Here is a 19,518-nt window from a genome sequence, read left to right as displayed (position 1 = left end):
GTTATCCCTTCACGGCGCCCGCGGTGAGGCCCGCGGCCATCTTGCGCTGGACGAGGAGGAAGAGGACCACGATCGGCACGGCCATCATGGTGGATCCGGCCATCATCGGGGCGTATTCGGTGCCGTGCTTGGTGGTGAAGTTGCCGAGCCACACGGTCGCGGTCTGGTTCTTCTGGCTGAGCAGCATGAGGGCGTAGAGGTACTCGTTCCAGGCCTGGATGAAGCCGTAGACCGAGGTGGCGACCATGCCCGGGGCGAGCAGGGGGAAGACGACCCGGACGAAGGCGCCGGTGCGGGAGCAGCCGTCGACCATCGCCGCCTCCTCCAGCTCCTTGGGGATGTTGACGATGAAGCCGCGCAGGGTCCACACCGTGAAGGGGAGGATGAAGGTCAGGTAGGTGATGATCAGGCCGGTCAGCCGGTCGTACTGGCCCAGGTCGTTGAGGAGCAGGAAGACCGGGATGATCATGGCGACCAGCGGGACCATCTGGACGGCCAGGATGCCCACGATCACGATCTTGCGGCCGCGGAAGGCGAACCGGGAGATGGCGAGCGCGGCCAGCAGGCCCACCGCCATGCCGATCACGACGACCGCGAGGGACACGATCAGACTGCGGCCGACCGGGCCCCAGAAGTCCGCGATGTCCAGTGCCCGGCCGAAGTTGGACAGGGTCAGGGCGGTGGGCAGCAGGCTCGGATCCGGGTCGATGGCGTCCGCGGCCGGCTTGAACGCCGTGTTCAGCATCCAGTAGACGGGGAAGCCGGCGGTGACGAAGACGAGGAGGCCGAGGAGGTTCCAGCCGAGCCGCCCGGACTTCCGGCGGCCCCGGCCACTCGCCGCGATCTTCCCGCCGCTCCGGCCACTCGTGGCGATCGTGCTCATTCGACGTCTCCGATCTTCAGCATCTGCCGCATGTACACGGCGACCACCCCGAGCAGCAGCACCACGGTGAGCAGGGCGATCGCCGAGCCCTGCGCGTAGTCGTTGACGACGAAGGCACGGTCGTAGGAGTAGGTGGTCAGGAGCTGGAACTCGGCCTCCGGGTGGCCGTTGCGCATCACGAAGACCTGGGGGAAGACGCCCATGTCCCAGATGACCGACAGGGTCGTGAGCATCACGATGATCGGCTTGAGGATGGGCAGGGTGACGTACCGGAAGACGCCCCAGGCGCCCGCGCCGTCCAGCCGGGCCGCCTCCTCCATCTCCTTGGGGACCTGGGTGAGGCCGGCGCTGAGGGTGATGACCACGAAGGGCACGGCTCCCCAGACCACCAGGAGCATGATCACGGCCAGGCCCTGCGGTCCGCTCGCGAACCAGTTGTGGCCGATCATCTCCACGCCGGGCAGCTTGCTGAGCAGCGCGTTGAGGATGCCGTAGTCCGCGTCGAACAGCCATTTGAAGACGGTCGTGGCGACGATGATGGGCATGCCCCAGCTGGCCACGAGCGCGATGTTGACCAGGATCTTCACCCAGCCGGAGACCCGCTGGAGCAGCAGCGCGATCAGCATGCCGGCGACCATCGTGAAGATGACGCAGCCGGCCGCGAAGACGATCGTCCGGACGACGACCGCCCAGAACTCGCTGTCGCCGAGCACCTTGGTGAAGTTGTCGAAGCCGACCGACTCGGCCTGCTTGAAGCCCCACAGCTGGGACTGTCCGAACTCCTGGAAGGACAGGGTGACCAGGCGGACCAGCGGATAGCCGAGGACGAGCGCCAGGATGCCCAGGCAGGGGGCGAGCAGCAGCCAGGGCGTGCCGGCGCCGCTCGACGGCCGCTTCCCGGGAGGCGCGTCCAACAGGGGTGGTGGGGGTGCCTGCCGCGGCGGCGGCACCTTGGCGGGGGTGGTCGTGTCGGCACTCATCCGTGCGCTCCTCAGCGGTCCCTCGGGTCGTACGCAAGCAGACCCGCACGCGGCAGGCCGTACGAGGCAGCCAGTACGAGGCGATTCGTACGTGGCAGTCCGTACGAGAAGCAGGGCCCCGCTCCCGGCGGGACCCCGCTCTCACGTCACTTCGTGTTGATGACCTTGTCGATCGCGGCGTCCGCGTCCTTCGCGGCGGCCTCGACGGACTTCTTGCCGGTGCCGATGGACTGCAGCATGGTCTGCAGGACCTGGGCCTTCTCGACCTGGCCCCAGCCGGGCGCCATGGGCACGAACCAGTTGGACTCGGCCGCGGTGGCCGGGACCGCCGTCGCCGGGTCGTTCTTGAGCGTGGCGAGGTCGGTCTTGTTGTTGGGCAGGTTGCCCTTGGCGATCAGGCCCTTCTGGCCGGCGGAACCGGTGAAGGCGTTGATCCACTCGGCGGCGACGGCCTGCGCGTCGGACTTCACCGGGACGGCGAGGTCGGAGCCGCCGAGGAAGACGGGCAGGTTCTTGCCGGACGGGCCGGGCATCACGAAGTTCTCTACGTTGCCTTCGAGCTTGCCGGTCTTGTCGTTCTCCTTGGCCGCGGCGGTCGCGCCCTCCCAGGCGGGGGCGAAGATCATGCCGGACTTGCCCTGGCCGTAGACGATGTACCGGTCGGACTCGTCCTTGGTCTTGTCGCCGTGCATGTACGTGTCGACGACCTTCTGGAACTCCTTCAGGCCCTTGATCGACTCCGGCGAGGAGAGGTTGCCCTTCCACTGGCCGCCGGACTCGACGGCGATGGAGCCGCCGGCGTCGTAGACGAAGGACATGGCCGCGTACCAGTCACGGGTGGGCTGGTACCAGGCGCTGAACTTGTCGCCCTCCTTCTTCTGGACCTTGTCCAGGGCGGAGGTCAGCTCGGCGTAGGTCTTCGGGGCGGACTTGACGCCCACGGAGGAGAAGACGTCCTTGCGCCAGTTGGCCACGCGGCCGCCGGCGTAGTAGGGGACGCCGTAGGTCTTGCCCTCGTAGGTGACGGAGGCCTTCAGGCCGTCCAGCCAGGCGGCGGAGTTGTCGAACTGCCCGGCGTCCAGGGGCGCGAAGGCACCCTTGACCATGTAGCCGAGCATCTCGGTGTTGCCCATCTCGACCACGTCGGGGGCCTTGTCGGTGGCCAGGACGGCGTCGAGCTTGGCGTTCTTGTCGGGCCAGCCGTAGTACTCGTGGTTGATCTTGATGCCGGGGTGCTTCTTGGTCACCGCCGCGTCGGCGGCCTTGACCAGCTCCGGCCAGTTGTTCTGCGCGTCGACCGTGAGCCAGACCGTCAGCTCCTTGGCGTCCGCACCGCTCTTGTCCGAGCCGCCGTCGCCACCGTCGCCCCCGCACGCCGCGATGGAGACCATCATGCCCGCGATACCGATCGCGGCTGCCAGCTTGCGCTTCACGCCACCCTCCTCAGGGATGCCCACACCCCCCGCCCATGGAGCCGGGACCTGGACCAATGGTGTAGACCAGTACCCGGAGCTTGGACCAGGCCAATACCACTGTCAAGAGGGCTGGAACCGCTCTGACCAGCTGTTATGCGACCTACATATGCAGGGACCTTTAAGTAAGAAGCCAGCGAAAACCGTGTCGCCGGAGTACTCTCGTCCGCTAGACCACTTACCTCTGTGGACTAGACCAGAAGTGGTGGCGACGGTATACAGAAGGGATCACGACGTGACCCGCGTCCGGAGCCGGGAAGGCAGAGCATGAGCACCGAGGTCAGCAGTGCGGAGAACGAGGGTGGGGCGAGTGTCCGTACCGCGCGCGTGCCCAAGTACTACCGCCTGAAGAAGCACCTGCTCGACATGACGGAGACCCAGTCCCCGGGCACGCCGGTACCGCCCGAGCGCACGCTCGCCGCCGAGTTCGACACCTCGCGCACCACCGTGCGCCAGGCCCTTCAGGAGCTGGTGGTCGAAGGACGCCTGGAGCGCATCCAGGGCAAGGGCACCTTCGTCGCCAAGCCCAAGGTCTCGCAGGCACTGCAACTCACCTCGTACACCGAGGACATGCGCGCCCAGGGTCTCGAACCCACCTCGCAGCTGCTGGACATCGGCTACGTCACCGCCGACGACCGGCTCGCCGAGCTCCTCGACATCACGGCCGGCGGGCGGGTGCTGCGCATCGAGCGCCTGCGCATGGCCAACGGCGAGCCCATGGCCATCGAGACCACCCACCTCTCCGCCAAGCGCTTCCCCGCCCTGCGCAGGTCGCTGGTCAAGTACACGTCCCTCTACACGGCGTTGGCCGAGGTCTACGACGTCCACCTCGCCGAGGCCGAGGAGACCATCGAGACCTCCCTGGCCACTCCCCGCGAGGCCGGCCTCCTCGGCACCGACGTGGGCCTGCCGATGCTGATGCTCTCCCGCCACTCCCTGGACCGCGAGGGCCAGCCGGTGGAGTGGGTGCGGTCGGTGTACCGGGGGGACAGGTACAAGTTCGTCGCCCGTCTGAAACGACCGGTCGACTAGGGCCGGTCGTTGTCGTCCACACGACAGGCTCTAGTGCACGCGGTGTAGGCAAACCGCTCTTCCTGCTCTACGGTCCTCCCGTCTCCGTATGGACGGGAGGACCGCCCTGTGCGTACCGCGAACGTCCGAACCATCGTCGTCTGGAGCCTCGTCGCCCTGATCGGCGCCGCCGGCTGGTCCGTACTCGCGCTGTCGAGGGGCGAGGAGGTCTCGGCCGCCTGGATGGTCGCGGCCGCCCTCGGCTCGTACGCGATCGGCTACCGCTTCTACTCGAAGTTCATCGCCCACAAGGTGCTGAAGGTCGACGCGACCCGGGCCACCCCGGCCGAACGCCTCGACAACGGCATCGACTTCCACCCCACCGACCGGCGCGTGCTGCTCGGCCACCACTTCGCCGCGATCGCCGGTGCCGGACCGCTGGTCGGGCCGGTGCTGGCCGCGCAGATGGGCTATCTGCCGGGCACGATCTGGATCATCGTCGGCGTCATCTTCGCGGGCGCGGTCCAGGACATGGTGGTGCTGTTCTTCTCCACGCGCCGGGACGGCCGGTCGCTGGGGCAGATGGCCCGCGAGGAGATCGGCCCGTTCGGCGGAGCGGCGGCCCTGCTGGCCGCCTTCGCCATCATGATCATCCTGCTGGGTGTGCTGGCCCTGGTCATCGTCAACGCGCTCGCGGCCTCGCCGTGGGGCACCTTCTCCATCGCGATGACGATCCCGATCGCCCTGCTGATGGGCTTCTACCTGCGCGTCCTGCGCCCCGGCCGGGTCACCGAGGTCTCGCTGATCGGCGTGGCACTGCTGCTGCTCGCCCTGGTCTCGGGCCGCTGGGTGGCCGAGTCCTCATGGGCCGACACCTTCACGCTCGCGCCCTCCACCCTGGTCATCTGGCTGGTGGCGTACGGCTTCATCGCCTCGATCCTGCCGGTGTGGATGCTGCTGGCGCCCCGCGACTACCTCTCCACCTTCATGAAGATCGGCACGATCTTCCTGCTCGCCCTCGGTGTCGTCATCGCCCTGCCGACGTTGAAGATGGACCCGGTCACGGACTTCGCCTCCCGCGGCGACGGCCCGGTCTTCGCGGGCTCGCTCTTCCCGTTCGTCTTCATCACCATCGCCTGCGGCGCGCTGTCCGGCTTCCACTCCCTGATCTCCTCCGGTACGACGCCGAAGATGATCCAGAAGGAGACGCAGGTCCGGATGATCGGCTACGGCTCCATGCTGATGGAGTCGTCCGTCGCCGTGATGGCCCTGGTCGCGGCGAGCATCATCGACCCCGGCCTGTACTTCGCGATGAACGCCCCGGCCGGCGCGATCGGCACGACGGTCGAGAGCGCCTCGCAGGTGGTGACCGGGTGGGGCTACTCCATCACCCCCGGCGAACTCGCCCAGGCGGCGAAGAACGTCGAGGAGGCGACCCTGCTCTCCCGCACCGGCGGCGCGCCCACCCTCGCGGTCGGCGTCTCGGAGATCTTCTCCGAGGTCACGGGCGGCAGCCTCAAGGCCTTCTGGTATCACTTCGCGATCATGTTCGAGGCGCTGTTCATCCTGACCGCCCTGGACGCCGGCACCCGCGTGGGCCGGTTCATGCTCCAGGACATGCTGGGCAACGTCTACCGGCCCTTCCGGAACGTCAGTTGGAAGCCAGGACTGGTCGTCACCAGCGCGGCGGTCTGCGCCCTGTGGGGGTACTTCCTGTGGGTGGGCGTCCACGAACCCCTGGGCGGGATCAACCAGTTGTTCCCGATCTTCGGCATCTCCAACCAGCTGCTCGCGGCGGTCGCCCTGGCCGTCTGCACCACCCTGCTGGTGAAGTCCGGGCGCCTGAAGTGGGCCTGGATCACCGGTGTTCCGCTCGCCTGGGACGCGACCGTGACCCTGACGGCCAGCTGGCAGAAGGTGTTCTCCAGTGACCCCAAGGTCGGCTTCTTCAAGCAGCGTTCGGTCTTCCAGGACGCGATCGACCGGGGCGAGGTGCTGCCGCCCGCCAAGACCATGGACGACATGCACACGGTGGTCACCAACTCCACGGTGGACGGCGTCCTCTCGGCGGTCCTCGCCCTGCTGATCGTCGTCGTCATCGTGGACGCGGCCCGCGTCTGCGTCCGGCACGTCCGCCGCCCCGCCCTGTCCACGCTCAGCGAGACGCCGTACGTCGAGTCGAGGATCGTCGCCCCGGCCGGACTGTTCCCGACCGAGAAGGAGAAGGAGGAGGCGCGCGATGCGGTCACTGCGGCGGGCCCTTAGGACCGTGCGCTGGTACGTGCGCGAGCTGACCGACGAGTCGGCGTACGACCGCTATGTCGCCCATGTCCGCAAGGACCATCCGCAGGCTCCGGTGCCGACCCGGCGGGCGTTCGAGCGGATGCGGACCGACCGGCAGGAGGCCGATCCCCGGCAGGGCTTCCGCTGCTGCTGAGGCGCGCCCTCGGGCATCCGTGTCCCACACGGAACCGACACATACCGATATGCGGACGAGGTCTTCCGCTCTCCCGACACCGTCGCCTAGATTGCCTGCGCATTACACAGGTGATCACAGGTGATCGTGAGGGGACGGAGCCGAGGTATGTCGGAAGCGCCAGAAGTGGGACCACCGGTGGTGACACCGGTCCGCGTGGTCATCGCTGTCTGCCTCGTCGCGCCCTTCGTGGCGATGCTCTGGGTGGGTTCGTACGCCAAGGTGGACCCCACCTTCATCGGCATCCCGTTCTTCTACTGGTACCAGATGGCGTGGGTGCTGATCTCCACCGCGCTCACGATGATCGCGTACAAGCTGTGGCAGCGTGACCAGCGCGCCCGTCACGGAGGTACCAAGTGAACGACGGCGTGAACGGCGTCGCACTCGCCGTCTTCATCTTCTTCTTCCTGGCCGTCACGGTCATGGGCTTCCTGGCCTCGCGCTGGCGCAAGGCCGAGAACGAGAACAGCCTCGACGAATGGGGCCTGGGCGGCCGGTCCTTCGGCACCTGGATCACCTGGTTCCTGCTCGGCGGCGACCTGTACACCGCGTACACCTTCGTGGCCGTCCCGGCGGCGATCTACGCGGCGGGCGCGGCCGGTTTCTTCGCGGTGCCGTACACGATCCTGGTCTACCCGCTGATCTTCACCTTCCTGCCCCGCCTCTGGTCGGTCTCGCACAAGCACGGCTATGTGACGACGTCCGACTTCGTGCGCGGCCGGTGGGGCTCCAAGGGCCTGTCCCTGGCCGTGGCCGTGACCGGCATCCTCGCGACCATGCCGTACATCGCGCTCCAGCTCGTCGGCATCCAGGCGGTGCTGGACGTGATGGGCGTCGGCGGCGGCGAGGACACCAACTGGTTCATCAAGGACCTGCCGCTGCTGATCGCCTTCGGCGTGCTGGCCGCGTACACCTACTCCTCGGGCCTGCGCGCCCCCGCGATGATCGCCTTCGTGAAGGACACGCTGATCTACATCGTCATCGCGGTGGCGATCATCTACATCCCGATCAAGCTGGGCGGCTTCGACGAGATCTTCGCCAAGGCGGGCGAGGCGTACAGCCAGACCAACCCGGCCACGGGCGCGCCACGCGGTGCGCTGGCGCCGGGTGAGGCGGGCCAGTGGACCTACGCCACGCTGGCGCTGGGCTCCGCGCTCGCGCTGTTCATGTACCCGCACTCGATCACCGCGACGCTGTCCTCCAAGAGCCGTGAGGTCATCCGCCGCAACACCACGATCCTGCCGCTGTACTCCCTCATGCTGGGCCTGCTCGCCCTGCTGGGCTTCATGGCGATCGCGGCCGGGATCAAGGTGGCCAACGGCCAGCTGGCCATCCCGCAGCTGTTCGAGACCATGTTCCCGGCCTGGTTCGCGGGCGTGGCCTTCGCGGCGATCGGCATCGGCGCCCTGGTCCCCGCGGCCATCATGTCCATCGCGGCCGCGAACCTCTTCACCCGCAACATCTACAAGGACTTCATCAAGCCCGACGCGACACCGGAACAGGAGACCAAGGTCTCCAAGCTCGTGTCCCTGCTGGTGAAGGTCGGCGCCCTGGCCTTCGTCCTCACCATGGACAAGACCGTCGCCATCAACTTCCAGCTCCTGGGCGGCATCTGGATCCTGCAGACCTTCCCCGCCCTGGTCGGCGGCCTGTTCACCCGCTGGTTCCACCGCTGGGCCCTGCTCGGCGGCTGGGCGGTCGGCATGATCTACGGCACGGTCGCCGCGTACGGCGTCGCCTCCCCGACCCAGAAGCACTTCGGCGGCTCCGCCAAGGAGATCCCGGGCATCGGCGAGATCGGCTACATCGGCCTCACCGCCTTCGTGCTCAACGTGGTCGTCACGGTCGTCCTCACCTTCGTCCTCCGCGCCCTGAAGGCCCCCGAGGGCATCGACGAGACGAGCCCGGAGGACTACACGGCGGACGCGGGCGACCCGGGCGTGAAGGTGGAACTCCCGCCGGCGACGGCGGGGGCGGCCCACTAACACCAGTGGCCACACCCACCTAGGGGCGCGGGGCTGTACCAATATGCGGCTCCGCCGCGTGGGCGCGACCAGCCACACACAACCCGCAGCGGGCCGCCGAAAACCAAGCACCACGGCGGCCCGCTGTCGTACACACTCACCGCATGGACATCCACATCCGGCGAGCCGACCCCACCGAATACGCCGCCCTCGGCGAGATCACCGCCCAGGCCTACCTCCAGGACGGCCTCCTCACCTTCGGCGAGAGCGACTGGTACCTCGCCGAACTCAAGAACGTGGCCAAGAGAGCCGCCGAGGCGGACGTCCTCGTGGCAACGCGGGCCGACCAACTCCTCGGCGGCGTCACCTACGTCCCCTCCGTCGGCCCCATGGCCGACCTCGCCCGCCCCGGCGAGGCGGAGATCCGCATGCTCGCCGTGGCCCGAGAGGCCCGCGGCCAAGGCGCCGGAGAAGCCCTCGTCCGGGCCTGCGTCGACCGCGCCAGAGCCGCCGACCGCACCGGCATCGTCCTGTGCACCCAGCCCCTCATGCACGCCGCCCACCGCGTCTACGAACGCCTCGGTTTCACCCGCGTCCCGGACCGCGACTGGAACCCGATCCCGGGTGAGGAGTTCACTCTCCTCGCCTATGAGTTGACGCTCTGAAACCACCGCGACACAACATCTGGGGGTGTCACCCGAACCCGGCACAAGATGTATGCTCATGCTCGCTGTCGCCGCAGGGGAATCCGGTGTGAATCCGGAACTGTCCCGCAACGGTGTACTCATGCGTGCATATGCGCACATGAGCGTCAGTCCGAGGACCTGCCGACAGTGCGCCCGGCCGTCCGGTCCGGGTGCCTGACGTCCGGGCCTCGTGGAGTGGGCCGGTGGACGCGACGCCGTGCGCGCTCGTGCTGTCCGCTGCCCTCCGCCAGGCCCCGTGCCCAGCGAGGGAGTGCCCCACGTGACCATCGCGCCAGCCGACCCGGCTTCAGCGATCACGACCACTTCAGTGGACGAAGACGGTCCCGGAGCCGCGTTGTTGCGGACCCTGACCGAGCTGACCGCCGACCTCCCCGACGCCGACCCCGGCCGGGTCGCCGCCGCCGCGTTGCGCGGCAGGTCGGCGCGGGCCGACGAGGCGGAGTTGCGCGAGCTGGCCACCGAGGCGGCCGCCGGCCTCATCTCCGAGGACCCCGCCTACTCGCGGCTCGCCGCCCGCCTGCTCACCCTGAGCATCCGCGCCGAGGCCGCCTCCCAAGGCGTCACGTCCTTCTCCGAGTCGGTGGCGACCGGCCACCGCGAGGGGCTGATCGCCGACCGCACCGCCGAGTTCGCGCGACTGCACACGGCCCGCCTCGACGCGCTGATCGACACCACCGCCGACGACCGCTTCGGCTACTTCGGCCTGCGCACGCTCCACAGCCGCTATCTGCTCCGGCACCCGATCACCCGCGGTGTGATCGAGACGCCCCAGCACTTCATGCTCCGGGTGGCGTCCGGTCTCGCCGAGGACGACACCTCGCGGTCCGTGGACGAGGTCGCCGCGCTCTACCGGCTGATGAGCCGCCTCGACTACCTGCCCTCCTCCCCCACACTGTTCAACTCCGGCACCCGGCACCCCCAGATGTCGTCCTGCTACCTCCTCGACTCCCCCAAGGACGAGCTGGACTCCATCTACGACCGCTACCACCAGGTGGCCCGGCTCTCCAAGCACGCGGGCGGCATCGGCATCGCCTACTCCCGCATCCGCTCCCGCGGTTCGCTGATCCGCGGCACGAACGGGCACTCCAACGGCATCGTGCCGTTCCTGAAGACCCTGGACGCGAGTGTCGCCGCCGTGAACCAGGGCGGCCGGCGCAAGGGCGCCGCCGCGGTCTACCTGGAGACCTGGCACTCCGACATCGAGGAGTTCCTGGAGCTGCGCGACAACACCGGTGAGGACGCCCGCCGTACGCACAACCTGAACCTCGCGCACTGGATCCCGGACGAGTTCATGCGCCGGGTGAACGCCGACGCGCGGTGGAGCCTGTTCTCCCCGGCCGACGTGCCCGAGCTGGTGGACCTGTGGGGCGAGGAGTTCGACGCCGCCTACCGCAAGGCCGAGGAGGCGGGGCTCGCGAAGAAGACCATCCCCGCCCGTGACCTCTACGGCCGCATGATGCGCACCCTCGCGCAGACCGGCAACGGCTGGATGACCTTCAAGGACGCCGCCAACCGCACCGCCAACCAGACGGCCGAGCCGGGCCACACCGTGCACTCCTCCAACCTCTGCACGGAGATCCTGGAGGTCACGGACGACGGGGAGACGGCGGTCTGCAACCTGGGGTCGGTGAACCTCGGCGCGTTCGTCGACACGTCGACGGGGGACATCGACTGGGAGCGGCTGGACGCCACCGTCCGCACGGCCGTGACCTTCCTCGACCGGGTCGTGGACATCAATTTCTACCCGACCGAGCAGGCGGGCCGGTCGAACGCCAAGTGGCGCCCGGTGGGCCTGGGCGCGATGGGCCTCCAGGACGTCTTCTTCCAGCTGCGGCTGCCCTTCGACTCCCCCGAGGCCCAGCGGCTGTCCACCCGGATCGCCGAGCGGATCATGCTCGCCGCCTACGAGGCCTCCGCCGACCTCGCCGAGCGCAGCGGCCCGCTGCCGGCCTGGGAGAAGACCCGTACCGCCCGGGGCGTCCTGCACCCCGACCACTACGACACGGAGCTGACCTGGCCGGAGCGCTGGGCGGCCCTGCGCGAGCGGATCGCGGCCACCGGGCTGCGCAACTCGCTCCTGCTGGCCATCGCCCCGACCGCCACCATCGCCTCCATCGCCGGTGTCTACGAGTGCATCGAGCCGCAGGTGTCCAACCTGTTCAAGCGCGAGACACTGTCCGGCGAGTTCCTCCAGGTCAACTCCTACCTGGTGCGGGAGCTGAAGGCGCTCGGCGTCTGGGACGCCCGCACGCGTGAGGCGCTGCGCGAGTCGAACGGCTCCGTCCAGGACTTCGCCTGGATCCCCGAGGACGTACGACGGCTCTACCGCACGGCGTGGGAGATCCCGCAGCGCGGCCTGATCGACATGGCCGCGGCCCGCACCCCGTTCCTCGACCAGTCGCAGTCCCTGAACCTGTTCCTGGAGACGCCGACCATCGGCAAGCTCTCCTCGATGTACGCGTACGCCTGGAAGTCGGGCCTGAAGACGACGTACTACCTGCGCTCGCGCCCGGCGACCCGCATCGCCCGCGCCGCGCAGGCCGCTGCCCCCGTGCAGGCGGCCCCCGACCCCGAAGCGGTCGCCTGCTCCCTGGAAAACCCCGAGTCCTGCGAGGCCTGCCAGTAATTCCCACCCGCCACCCGACCACCACCCCTGGAGGACGGCGCTTCGCGCCGACTGTTATGACTACCCAGAACCTGCTCGACCCCGGCTTCGAGCTGACCCTGCGCCCCATGCGCTACCCGGACTTCTACGAGCGCTACCGGGACGCCATCAAGAACACCTGGACCGTCGAGGAGGTCGACCTCCACTCGGACGTCAGCGACCTCGCCAAGCTCAGCCCCGCCGAGCAGCACCTCATCGGCCGACTGGTGGCGTTCTTCGCGACGGGCGACTCGATCGTCGCGAACAACCTCGTGCTGACGCTGTACAAGCACATCAACTCCCCCGAGGCGCGGCTGTATCTGTCCCGCCAGCTCTTCGAGGAGGCCGTGCACGTCCAGTTCTACCTGACCCTGCTCGACACCTACCTCCCCGACCCGGAGGACAGGGCCGCGGCCTTCGACGCCGTGGAGAGCATCCCCTCCATCCGCGAGAAGGCAGCCTTCTGCTTCAAGTGGATGGACTCGGTCGACAACCTGGACCGCCTGGAGTCGCAGGCCGACCGCCGCCGCTTCCTGCTCAACCTCATCTGTTTCGCCGCGTGCATCGAGGGCCTGTTCTTCTACGGCGCCTTCGCGTACGTCTACTGGTTCCGCAGCCGGGGTCTGCTGCACGGCCTCGCCACCGGCACCAACTGGGTGTTCCGCGACGAGACGATGCACATGTCCTTCGCCTTCGACGTCGTCGACACCGTCCGCAAGGAGGAGCCGGAGCTCTTCGACGACGCGCTCCGGCAGGAGGTCGTCGACATGCTGCGGGAGGCCGTCGAGGCCGAGCTGCAGTTCGCGCGCGACCTGTGCGGCGACGGCCTGCCGGGCATGAACACCGACTCGATGCGGCAGTACCTGGAGTGCGTCGCCGACCAGCGCCTCACGCGCCTCGGCTTCGCCCCGGTGTACGGCTCCGAGAACCCCTTCTCCTTCATGGAGCTCCAGGGCGTCCAGGAGCTGACCAACTTCTTCGAGCGGCGTCCGTCGGCGTACCAGGTCGCGGTGGAGGGCAGCGTCGACCTGGACGAGGACTTCTGACCCCTCCGACGGCGGATCCGGGCGCACGGCCGGCACGTCTCATCCGCAAGGAGGCCCTGCCATGCGCCCTACGATCCACCGCACTCCCCTCGCCCTCGCCGCACTGACGCTGCTGCTCGCGGGGTGCGGCACCGGAGCGGGCGGCGACGGGGGTGCCGGGGACTCGGCGTCCCCGGCACCCTCGTCACCCCCGTCGGCCTGCGCGTCCCCGGGTGCACTCGGTGCCGCCGACAACGGCCGCACGGTGTGCGTGGCCGTGGGCGGGACGGTCCGGGTCTCCCTGGACGGCACGAGGAGCCGCCCGTGGGAGCCGGTCACGTCCGACGGCGGCGGCCTGAAGGCCACGAACAGCGGTGTCGTGCTGCTGCCGGGGGACGCGAGCGCCGCGTTCGAGGCGGTCTCGGCGGGGCGGGCGCGGCTGCGTTCGTCGCGCCCGGTGTGCTCCAAGGAGCCCGGCCGGATCTCGTGCGACGCGCTTCAGGAGTGGGGGGTCACCGTGGTGGTGAGGTAGCCCTGGCGGGCCTTGGGACGCTCCGTCTTCGGGCGCGAGCCCTCGGCCGCCCGGTGGGCCTGCTGGGCCTGTCGGATCTGACGGTCGATGCGCCGGTCGTGCACGATCCCGATCACGGACGGGAGCACCAGCAGGACGAGGATTCCGAGGACGGCGAGCATTCCGATCAGTCCTTCTGTCTGCGCGGTAGTCATGACACCACTGTCGCGCCGGAGACTCCTTACAAACAGTGGCAGGACTGTCGCCCACCCTCGATTTACTGCCACTTACGAGGCACACTGGCAGCATGCTCAAAAACGTCGCCGCCGTCCTCCTGAACGGCGTGCACCCCTTCGAACTGGGCGTCGTCTGCGAGGTGTTCGGCATCGACCGCAGCGACGAGGGCCTGCCGCCCTACGACTTCGCCGTGGTCTCCGCCGAGGGCCCGCAGCTGGCCACCCATGTCGGCGGCCTCACCGTCTCCACGCCGTACGGCCTGGAGCGGCTGGCGGAGGCCGACCTGATCGCCATCCCGGCGGGCAGCGACTACGTCACCCGCGACTTCCCGCCCGCTCTGCTGGACGCCCTGGTCGGCGCGGTGGACCGGGGCACCCGGGTGCTCAGCGTGTGCACCGGCGTCTTCGCGCTCGGCGCCGCCGGTCTGCTCGACGGCCGGCGATGCACCGTGCACTGGATGCACGCGGACGAGCTCGCCGTACGCAACCCCCGGGCGATCATCGAGCCGGACGTGCTCTACGTCGACGAGGACCCGGTGATCACCTCCGCGGGCACCGCCGCCGGCATCGACGCCTGTCTGCACATCGTGCGCAAGGAACAGGGCCCGGAGGTCGCCAACCGGATCGCCCGGCGGATGGTCGTGCCGCCGCACCGGGACGGCGGCCAGGCCCAGTACATCGAGCGGCCGCTGCCCCGCTCGCAGTGCGACACCGTCGGCGAGGTGCTGGTGTGGATGGAGCAGCACCTCGACCAGGACGTCACGGTCGAGCAGCTGGCCGAGCTGGCGCACATGTCACCGCGCACCTTCGCCCGCCGCTTCCAGCAGGAGACCGGCACGACACCGTACCGCTGGATCCTGCGCCAACGCGTGCTGCTGGCCCAGCGGTTGCTGGAGGCGACGGACGAGACGGTGGACGCGATCGCCGGTCGAACGGGGTTCGGCAACGCGGCCGCGCTGCGCCACCAGTTCGTCCGTGCGGTCGGGACCACCCCGAACGCCTATCGCCGCACGTTCAGAGGGACCGAGGCCGCCTGAACGCCCGCCGCGCTCCCCTCACCTGGGCACCGCCTTGAGCAGCAGCCGCTTCGGGCGCAGGGTGATGCCCACCCGGGGCGACTCGTCGGCCTCCGGCAGCCGTTCGAAGCGCCACCTGGGGATCACCGTCGCCAGCATGACGGCGAGCTGGGCCATCGAGAAGTGGTCGGCCGGGCATTTGCGGTTGCCCGCGCTGAAGGGCCCCATCGCGTACTTCGGCACCTCCTTGGAGCGGCCCGGGAGCCAGCGGTCCGGGTCGAAGTCGAGGTGCTGGTCGTAGGAGCGCGGATCACGCTGGAGGGCGAGTGGGCTGTACACGATGTCCGCCCCGGCCGGAATGCGATACCCGCCGAGTTCGGTTTCGGCCATGGCCCGCCGCGTCAATATCCATACGGCCGGCCGTATGCGCAGCGCCTCCGTGATGACATTGTTCGTGTGGGTGAGCTTCCTGAGGTCGCCGAAAGTGACAGGCGCGTCACCCACGACCGATTTCACCTCTTCGCTCACCCGGTCCGCCTGTTCCGGATGTTCGGCCAGCAACTGCAAGATCCACATCAACTGGGATCCGACGGTTTCGCTGCCCGGGGTGAGTATCGCTATGACCTGATCGTGGACCTCCTGATGGTTGACCGGTTCACCTTTTTCGTCCTTCGCCTCCAGCAATGCCGTCAGCAAATCATCGGGCTTCTCGCTCGCGGCCCGGCGTTCGGCGATGACCTCGTCGGCCAGCCGGTGCAACTCGGCCAGTCCCCGGTCGAATTCACGGTGTGAGGGAAGGGGCAGCCGGTAGAACGGCCCGAAGGAGAGGATCATCCGCCGGTACATGCCGCCGAACACGGTGGCGAGCGCGGCGCTCAGCCGCTCGGCGAGATCGTCGATGCGCTCGATCTGGAGGAAGCACCGGGCGGTCATCCGCACCGCCACCCGGAACGCCTCCGCCGTGACGTCGACGGTGTCCCCCGGCCGCCAGCGCGCGGCGAAGGCCAGGGACTCCTCGACCATGACCCGCTCGTACTCGGGGATCACCTCCTTGCGGAAGGAGGGCTGGATGGTCTGCCGCTGGCGCCGGTGCCGCGGCCCGTTGCTGGTCGCGACCCCCTTGCCGAGCAGCACGTCCAGGGTGTCCCAGAGCGGTCCGCCTATCTCGTAGCCGGGGCTCGTCAGCATGTCGCCGACGAGGTGCGGCGCGGTCACCGCGTACACGGTCTTGGGGCCCAGGCGCAGCCGTACCAGGTCGCCGTCGTCGCGCAGCCGGGCCAGGAAGCCCAGCGGGTCGCGCACCAGCTTCCAGCCGTGTCCCAGACCCGGGACACCTCCGCCCGCGAGGGGCGCCTCACGCGCTTCCGGGGCCGGGAAGGCCTCGGGCTTGACGGACTCGACGGTCATTTCTCACCTGCCGCTTCGTTGTTGACGTACGGGGGAGTGGACCGGTCGTCCCAGCTGTCGACCCGGTACCGGCCGGACTCGTGGTGGAACCAGTAGACGGTGCTGAACCAGTTCCGCATGTTGCGGACGCAGGCCCGCACGGCGGCACTGAGTTCTTTTCCGCGTACGGTTCCGTCGGCGAGGTCGTCGGAAAACCTCAGGGCGTCCTGCTCGACGACAAGGAATTCCTCGACGCACCTCTCGACGCGCCGCCTCATGTCGGCGACCGCTTCCTCCAGGGTCAGCCCCTCGTGCTTGATGAGGCTGATTCCGAGATTGTGGACCTCGTCGCCCGCTATTTCCTTGGGCAGCGAACAGAGGTCGTTGTACCAGGCGGCGAATTCCTGACTCAGGAGTGCGGCCCGCTGATATGCCGAGTGTTTCCGCACGGAGTTCGGGAGTTCCAGTCCCGCGCTGGGTTCCAGCAGATCGGTCCAGATCCAGTGGGCGAAGGTGAGCCGACGCAGGGCCAGGTATTCCTCGACCGTCGGGATGACTCCCTCGGTGCGGTTCCGGAATTCCCGGTCGTAGGCGTCGATCACCTGGTGGAAGTGCCGGGCGAACCGCTGGTTCCACGACTGCGACAGGAACGAGTACAGCCGCGTCACGCTGTCCGCGAACCCGGCGACCAGCGGATCCTCGTGGTACAGGTGGGTCCGGGGGGATTCGAGGGCCGCGTGCAGCTGGAACCTCAGCCGCCGCCAGGCGGCCGGGCGCCGGTGCACGATGTCGCGGTCGTGTCGGTCGTCCCAGACGAAGAACCACGCGCTGTAGTCCGCGATCGCCTGGAGGACCTCGTCGGGGGCGCCCAAGTAGTACCCCGCCATCAGGTCCGTATAGCACAGACCGTCGGCATATTCGGCCACCTTGTCGGCCGGCATGAGCCGTTTTTCCAGAAGCCAGGTCCGGGTCTTCTCCTGGAGCCGTGGCCAATACGGGTGCAGTTGCCGGGGAAACGCCGCCTCGATCACCGGAAGAGAGAGCGATGGTGGGACCGCGATCGCCGTCGGCGTCGATGTGGTGCTGTGTGGGAAAGCAGACACGAACAAACCCCTTCCAGCCGCCAGTGCGCGCGCCCTCCCGCCGTACCGGGCGTGCGCCGTTGCGTATCCCCGCACTTCCCATTGAGCACTACAACTGACCATTCTGGGAACGGATTTGCTCCACTCACTACCCCACGGTGCCGAGATTCTCCCCTCACCTGACCGATTTTGGATAACCGGACGAGCGCAAGCGATCGGATGTGCGACGGACAGACGAACGGCGCCTGTTCGGGAGGGTGCTCCTGAACAGACGCCGTACGGAAGGGACCTGTGCGACCCGCGCGGGCTCAGTCGTTGGCGACGACGGGGTACCGGGGCTCGTTCTCGGCCATCTGCCGCAGCGCGTCCTTGCGTTCGCGCTTGGAGAGCCGGTCGATGTAGAGGTAGCCGTAGAGGTGGTCGGTCTCGTGCTGCAAACAGCGAGCGAAGTAGCCGGTGCCGCGCACCTTGATCGGGTTGCCCTGCTCGTCCTGCCCGGTCACCTCGGCGTAGTCCGGGCGGGCCAGCGGCGCGTAGGCGGTGGGCACCGACAGGCAGCCCTCGTTGCTGTCGTCCAGGCGGCGCCTGTCCGCGGGCAGGTCGACGAGCTTCGGGTTGCACACGACACCGACGTGCCGCCTGCCCTCGTCGTCCATGCAGTCGTAGACGAAGACCTTCAGGTCCACCCCGATCTGGTTGGCGGCCAGGCCGACGCCCTCGGCGGTGCGCTGCGAGGCGAACATGTCGTCCACCAGCTTCAGCAGCTCCTCACCGAACTCGGTGACGTCCTTGCACTCCTTGTGCAGCACCGGGTTCCCCACGACGGTGATCGGCCGCGAGGTGCCGCGCTCACGGAACGCCGCCTCCCGCTCCTCGCAGTCCTCGGTGTCGATGACGAAGCCCTCGTCGTCCACGGGGAGCACGCCCGCGTGCTGCTGATCGGTGTCCTGCTGCGCCATGACCGACGTATGCCTTCCTGCAATCCTGAGAAATTCCGGGTACAGCCTAAAGGGAGCCGTACGGGGAGGAAGGCTCAGCAGACCTCTTCCAGATCCCGCCAGTCCCGGGAATCCGGACTGTCCGCGACCCACCCGTCCAACAACCCCCGAACCAGCGAAGCCGGCGCGGCCACCCCGCACTCCCGCTCCGGCACCCACAGCTGCCCGTCGGTCCGGTGCCCGAGCGGCCCGGGATGCCCCGGCTCACTGTGGTCGTGCGGATCGAGATGCTCGCCGTCGCCCTCGTCGGACGGCATCCGGGACTCCGAGCACATCCGGCACAGCAGCCGCACCGACGACGACCAGTCCTCCGCCGCGAACCCGGCGTCGGCCGCCAGCTGCTCCAGCGCGTCCCGGTCGGCCTCGGTGGCCGCCTCCAGCAGCACCACCCAGGTCGGCACCGGCGACGGCGCCCACAGCTCGATCTCGTCGAAGACCGGATACGCGTGCCCCGAGGCGGTCGTCCGCTCGCCGTGCGGCACTCCGTCGTGCAGGACGACCTCGCCCCAGCGTCGCCCGGACGAGGGAAGCGGAATGGACAGCACCTCGATGCGGGCGGGGTCCAGCCGCCGCCCCCACACCACCTCGGCCTCCCCCTCCGGGGACAGCCGTACGGCGGCACTGCCGAGGTCCATGCCGACCGGCTCTCCCACCCGTCGCCCACCACCACCCTCGCCAGAGAGCGCTTCGCGCTCGCCCCTCCTTACTCCAGCCGTGACGCCGCCCGGCACGCGCAGTCCGTAGGCCTGCCAGGCCCGGCGGGCCAGCGGCCAGTCCTGGAGCGCGGTGGCGGCGATGCCGACGTTCCACCAGTCGGGTGCGCCCGTCTCCCGGTCGAGCAGGGCCACCGCCCTGAGCCCGGCCGCACGGGCCTGCTCCCAGTCGTGCCGGAACTTGTGGAGCAGGGCGAGGTTGAACCAGGACTCGGACAGCCACGGCTCCAGGTCCGCGGCGCGTGTCAGCAGCGCGCCCGCGTCCTCGTACCGGCCGTCGCCGATCAGCGTGAACGCGCGGTCCGTGGCCTGCCGCCAGGAGGCGGAGGGCCGGTGCCGTCCCTTGCCGAAGATCCTCACGATTCCCGCCTGCCAGTTCCGTTCAGTGGGCTGGCTGTGCCCCCGGACACCCTC

General features: G+C 68.9%; 18 protein-coding genes and 1 riboswitch. Of the genes, 10 read left to right on the top strand and 8 right to left on the bottom strand.

Features of this window, described 5'->3' with window-relative positions; genetic code table 11:
* Position 1: 1 nt before the first annotated feature.
* From K4B79_RS13255 to K4B79_RS13245, 3 genes are all read right to left on the bottom strand, one after another.
* Positions 2 to 883 carry a carbohydrate ABC transporter permease gene (locus K4B79_RS13255; protein ID WP_232026721.1) on the bottom strand — a complete coding sequence of 294 codons (882 nt, stop codon included), beginning with the start codon at positions 881 to 883 and terminating at the stop codon, positions 2 to 4.
* A complete protein-coding gene (locus tag K4B79_RS13250) occupies positions 880 to 1,863 on the bottom strand; it encodes a carbohydrate ABC transporter permease (protein WP_232026720.1) in 984 nt (327 codons plus the stop codon). The genes K4B79_RS13255 and K4B79_RS13250 overlap by 4 nt, the downstream gene beginning before the upstream one ends.
* A gap of 146 nt (positions 1,864 to 2,009) precedes the next feature.
* Complete coding sequence (locus K4B79_RS13245) at positions 2,010 to 3,296, bottom strand: extracellular solute-binding protein (protein WP_232026719.1); 1,287 nt, start codon at positions 3,294 to 3,296, stop codon at positions 2,010 to 2,012.
* Positions 3,297 to 3,602: 306 nt separating this feature from the next.
* Here K4B79_RS13245 and K4B79_RS13240 point away from each other — a divergent pair, with 306 nt between their 5' ends.
* The 9 genes from K4B79_RS13240 to K4B79_RS13200 all read left to right on the top strand — a co-directional run bounded on the left by K4B79_RS13240 (position 3,603) and on the right by K4B79_RS13200 (position 13,694).
* The gene (locus tag K4B79_RS13240; RefSeq protein WP_232026718.1) at positions 3,603 to 4,367 is read left to right on the top strand and encodes a GntR family transcriptional regulator; all 765 of its coding nucleotides are present in this window, start codon (positions 3,603 to 3,605) and stop codon (positions 4,365 to 4,367) included.
* Between the two features lie 108 nt (positions 4,368 to 4,475).
* Complete coding sequence (locus tag K4B79_RS13235) at positions 4,476 to 6,611, top strand: carbon starvation CstA family protein (RefSeq protein WP_232026717.1); 2,136 nt, start codon at positions 4,476 to 4,478, stop codon at positions 6,609 to 6,611.
* A complete protein-coding gene (locus K4B79_RS13230; RefSeq protein WP_067439348.1) occupies positions 6,586 to 6,783 on the top strand; it encodes a YbdD/YjiX family protein in 198 nt (65 codons plus the stop codon). The genes K4B79_RS13235 and K4B79_RS13230 overlap by 26 nt, the downstream gene beginning before the upstream one ends.
* 147 nt (positions 6,784 to 6,930) lie before the next feature.
* A complete protein-coding gene (locus K4B79_RS13225) occupies positions 6,931 to 7,182 on the top strand; it encodes a DUF3311 domain-containing protein (RefSeq protein WP_232026716.1) in 252 nt (83 codons plus the stop codon).
* The gene (gene mctP / locus K4B79_RS13220; RefSeq protein WP_232026715.1) at positions 7,179 to 8,807 is read left to right on the top strand and encodes a monocarboxylate uptake permease MctP; all 1,629 of its coding nucleotides are present in this window, start codon (positions 7,179 to 7,181) and stop codon (positions 8,805 to 8,807) included. The genes K4B79_RS13225 and mctP overlap by 4 nt, the downstream gene beginning before the upstream one ends.
* Positions 8,808 to 8,950: 143 nt before the next feature.
* Complete coding sequence (locus K4B79_RS13215) at positions 8,951 to 9,451, top strand: GNAT family N-acetyltransferase (protein WP_232026714.1); 501 nt, start codon at positions 8,951 to 8,953, stop codon at positions 9,449 to 9,451.
* A 52-nt stretch (positions 9,452 to 9,503) separates the two neighbouring features.
* Positions 9,504 to 9,632, top strand: a riboswitch (cobalamin riboswitch).
* A 120-nt stretch (positions 9,633 to 9,752) separates the two neighbouring features.
* On the top strand, positions 9,753 to 12,119 hold the full coding sequence (locus K4B79_RS13210) for a ribonucleoside-diphosphate reductase subunit alpha (RefSeq protein ID WP_232026713.1): 2,367 nt from the start codon (positions 9,753 to 9,755) through the stop codon (positions 12,117 to 12,119).
* Between the two features lie 56 nt (positions 12,120 to 12,175).
* Positions 12,176 to 13,183, top strand: coding sequence for a ribonucleotide-diphosphate reductase subunit beta (locus tag K4B79_RS13205; RefSeq protein ID WP_232026712.1), 1,008 nt, complete (start codon positions 12,176 to 12,178; stop codon positions 13,181 to 13,183).
* 61 nt (positions 13,184 to 13,244) lie between these two features.
* On the top strand, positions 13,245 to 13,694 hold the full coding sequence (locus K4B79_RS13200; protein ID WP_232026711.1) for a hypothetical protein: 450 nt from the start codon (positions 13,245 to 13,247) through the stop codon (positions 13,692 to 13,694).
* Here the strand turns inward: K4B79_RS13200 and K4B79_RS13195 are convergent.
* Positions 13,661 to 13,888, bottom strand: coding sequence for a hypothetical protein (locus K4B79_RS13195; RefSeq protein ID WP_232026710.1), 228 nt, complete (start codon positions 13,886 to 13,888; stop codon positions 13,661 to 13,663). The two genes, K4B79_RS13200 and K4B79_RS13195, sit on opposite strands and share 34 nt — an antisense overlap.
* Before the next feature lie 92 nt (positions 13,889 to 13,980).
* Between K4B79_RS13195 and K4B79_RS13190 the strand changes: the two genes are divergently transcribed.
* A complete protein-coding gene (locus tag K4B79_RS13190) occupies positions 13,981 to 14,946 on the top strand; it encodes a GlxA family transcriptional regulator (RefSeq protein ID WP_232026709.1) in 966 nt (321 codons plus the stop codon).
* An 18-nt stretch (positions 14,947 to 14,964) separates the two neighbouring features.
* On the opposite strand, the gene K4B79_RS13185 is transcribed toward K4B79_RS13190, so the two are convergent.
* From K4B79_RS13185 to K4B79_RS13170, 4 genes are all read right to left on the bottom strand, one after another.
* Positions 14,965 to 16,332 (bottom strand): bifunctional albaflavenone monooxygenase/terpene synthase, encoded by a 1,368-nt coding sequence (locus tag K4B79_RS13185; RefSeq protein ID WP_232026708.1) that lies wholly within the window; start codon positions 16,330 to 16,332, stop codon positions 14,965 to 14,967.
* Positions 16,329 to 17,414: an epi-isozizaene synthase gene (gene cyc1 / locus K4B79_RS13180; protein ID WP_232026707.1), complete on the bottom strand. Its 1,086-nt coding sequence runs from the start codon at positions 17,412 to 17,414 to the stop codon at positions 16,329 to 16,331. The genes K4B79_RS13185 and cyc1 overlap by 4 nt, the downstream gene beginning before the upstream one ends.
* A 287-nt stretch (positions 17,415 to 17,701) precedes the next feature.
* Positions 17,702 to 18,352, bottom strand: coding sequence for a peptide deformylase (gene def, locus K4B79_RS13175; protein WP_232026706.1), 651 nt, complete (start codon positions 18,350 to 18,352; stop codon positions 17,702 to 17,704).
* A gap of 74 nt (positions 18,353 to 18,426) precedes the next feature.
* A complete protein-coding gene (locus tag K4B79_RS13170; protein WP_232026705.1) occupies positions 18,427 to 19,464 on the bottom strand; it encodes a tetratricopeptide repeat protein in 1,038 nt (345 codons plus the stop codon).
* Positions 19,465 to 19,518 lie beyond the last annotated feature (54 nt).

Origin of the sequence: Streptomyces lincolnensis, from assembly GCF_021173675.1 — a bacterium.
In the GTDB taxonomy this organism is placed as follows: Bacteria; Actinomycetota; Actinomycetes; order Streptomycetales; family Streptomycetaceae; genus Streptomyces; species Streptomyces lincolnensis_B.
Note: the sequence above shows the minus strand (reverse complement) of the source record. Positions and strands in the feature narration are given on the sequence as shown.

What these genes read in the sequence shown, in the direction of transcription:
- K4B79_RS13215 (WP_232026714.1), top strand. Translation starts at nt 8,951, where the DNA reads ATGGACATCCACATCCGGCGAGCCGACCCCACCGAATACGCCGCCCTC.
- K4B79_RS13200 (WP_232026711.1), top strand. Translation starts at nt 13,245, where the DNA reads ATGCGCCCTACGATCCACCGCACTCCCCTCGCCCTCGCCGCACTGACG.
- def (WP_232026706.1), bottom strand. Translation starts at nt 18,352, where the DNA reads ATGGCGCAGCAGGACACCGATCAGCAGCACGCGGGCGTGCTCCCCGTG.
- K4B79_RS13195 (WP_232026710.1), bottom strand. Translation starts at nt 13,888, where the DNA reads ATGACTACCGCGCAGACAGAAGGACTGATCGGAATGCTCGCCGTCCTC.
- K4B79_RS13205 (WP_232026712.1), top strand. Translation starts at nt 12,176, where the DNA reads ATGACTACCCAGAACCTGCTCGACCCCGGCTTCGAGCTGACCCTGCGC.
- K4B79_RS13185 (WP_232026708.1), bottom strand. Translation starts at nt 16,332, where the DNA reads ATGACCGTCGAGTCCGTCAAGCCCGAGGCCTTCCCGGCCCCGGAAGCG.
- K4B79_RS13250 (WP_232026720.1), bottom strand. Translation starts at nt 1,863, where the DNA reads ATGAGTGCCGACACGACCACCCCCGCCAAGGTGCCGCCGCCGCGGCAG.
- K4B79_RS13230 (WP_067439348.1), top strand. Translation starts at nt 6,586, where the DNA reads ATGCGGTCACTGCGGCGGGCCCTTAGGACCGTGCGCTGGTACGTGCGC.
- K4B79_RS13255 (WP_232026721.1), bottom strand. Translation starts at nt 883, where the DNA reads ATGAGCACGATCGCCACGAGTGGCCGGAGCGGCGGGAAGATCGCGGCG.
- K4B79_RS13190 (WP_232026709.1), top strand. Translation starts at nt 13,981, where the DNA reads ATGCTCAAAAACGTCGCCGCCGTCCTCCTGAACGGCGTGCACCCCTTC.
- K4B79_RS13240 (WP_232026718.1), top strand. Translation starts at nt 3,603, where the DNA reads ATGAGCACCGAGGTCAGCAGTGCGGAGAACGAGGGTGGGGCGAGTGTC.
- K4B79_RS13225 (WP_232026716.1), top strand. Translation starts at nt 6,931, where the DNA reads ATGTCGGAAGCGCCAGAAGTGGGACCACCGGTGGTGACACCGGTCCGC.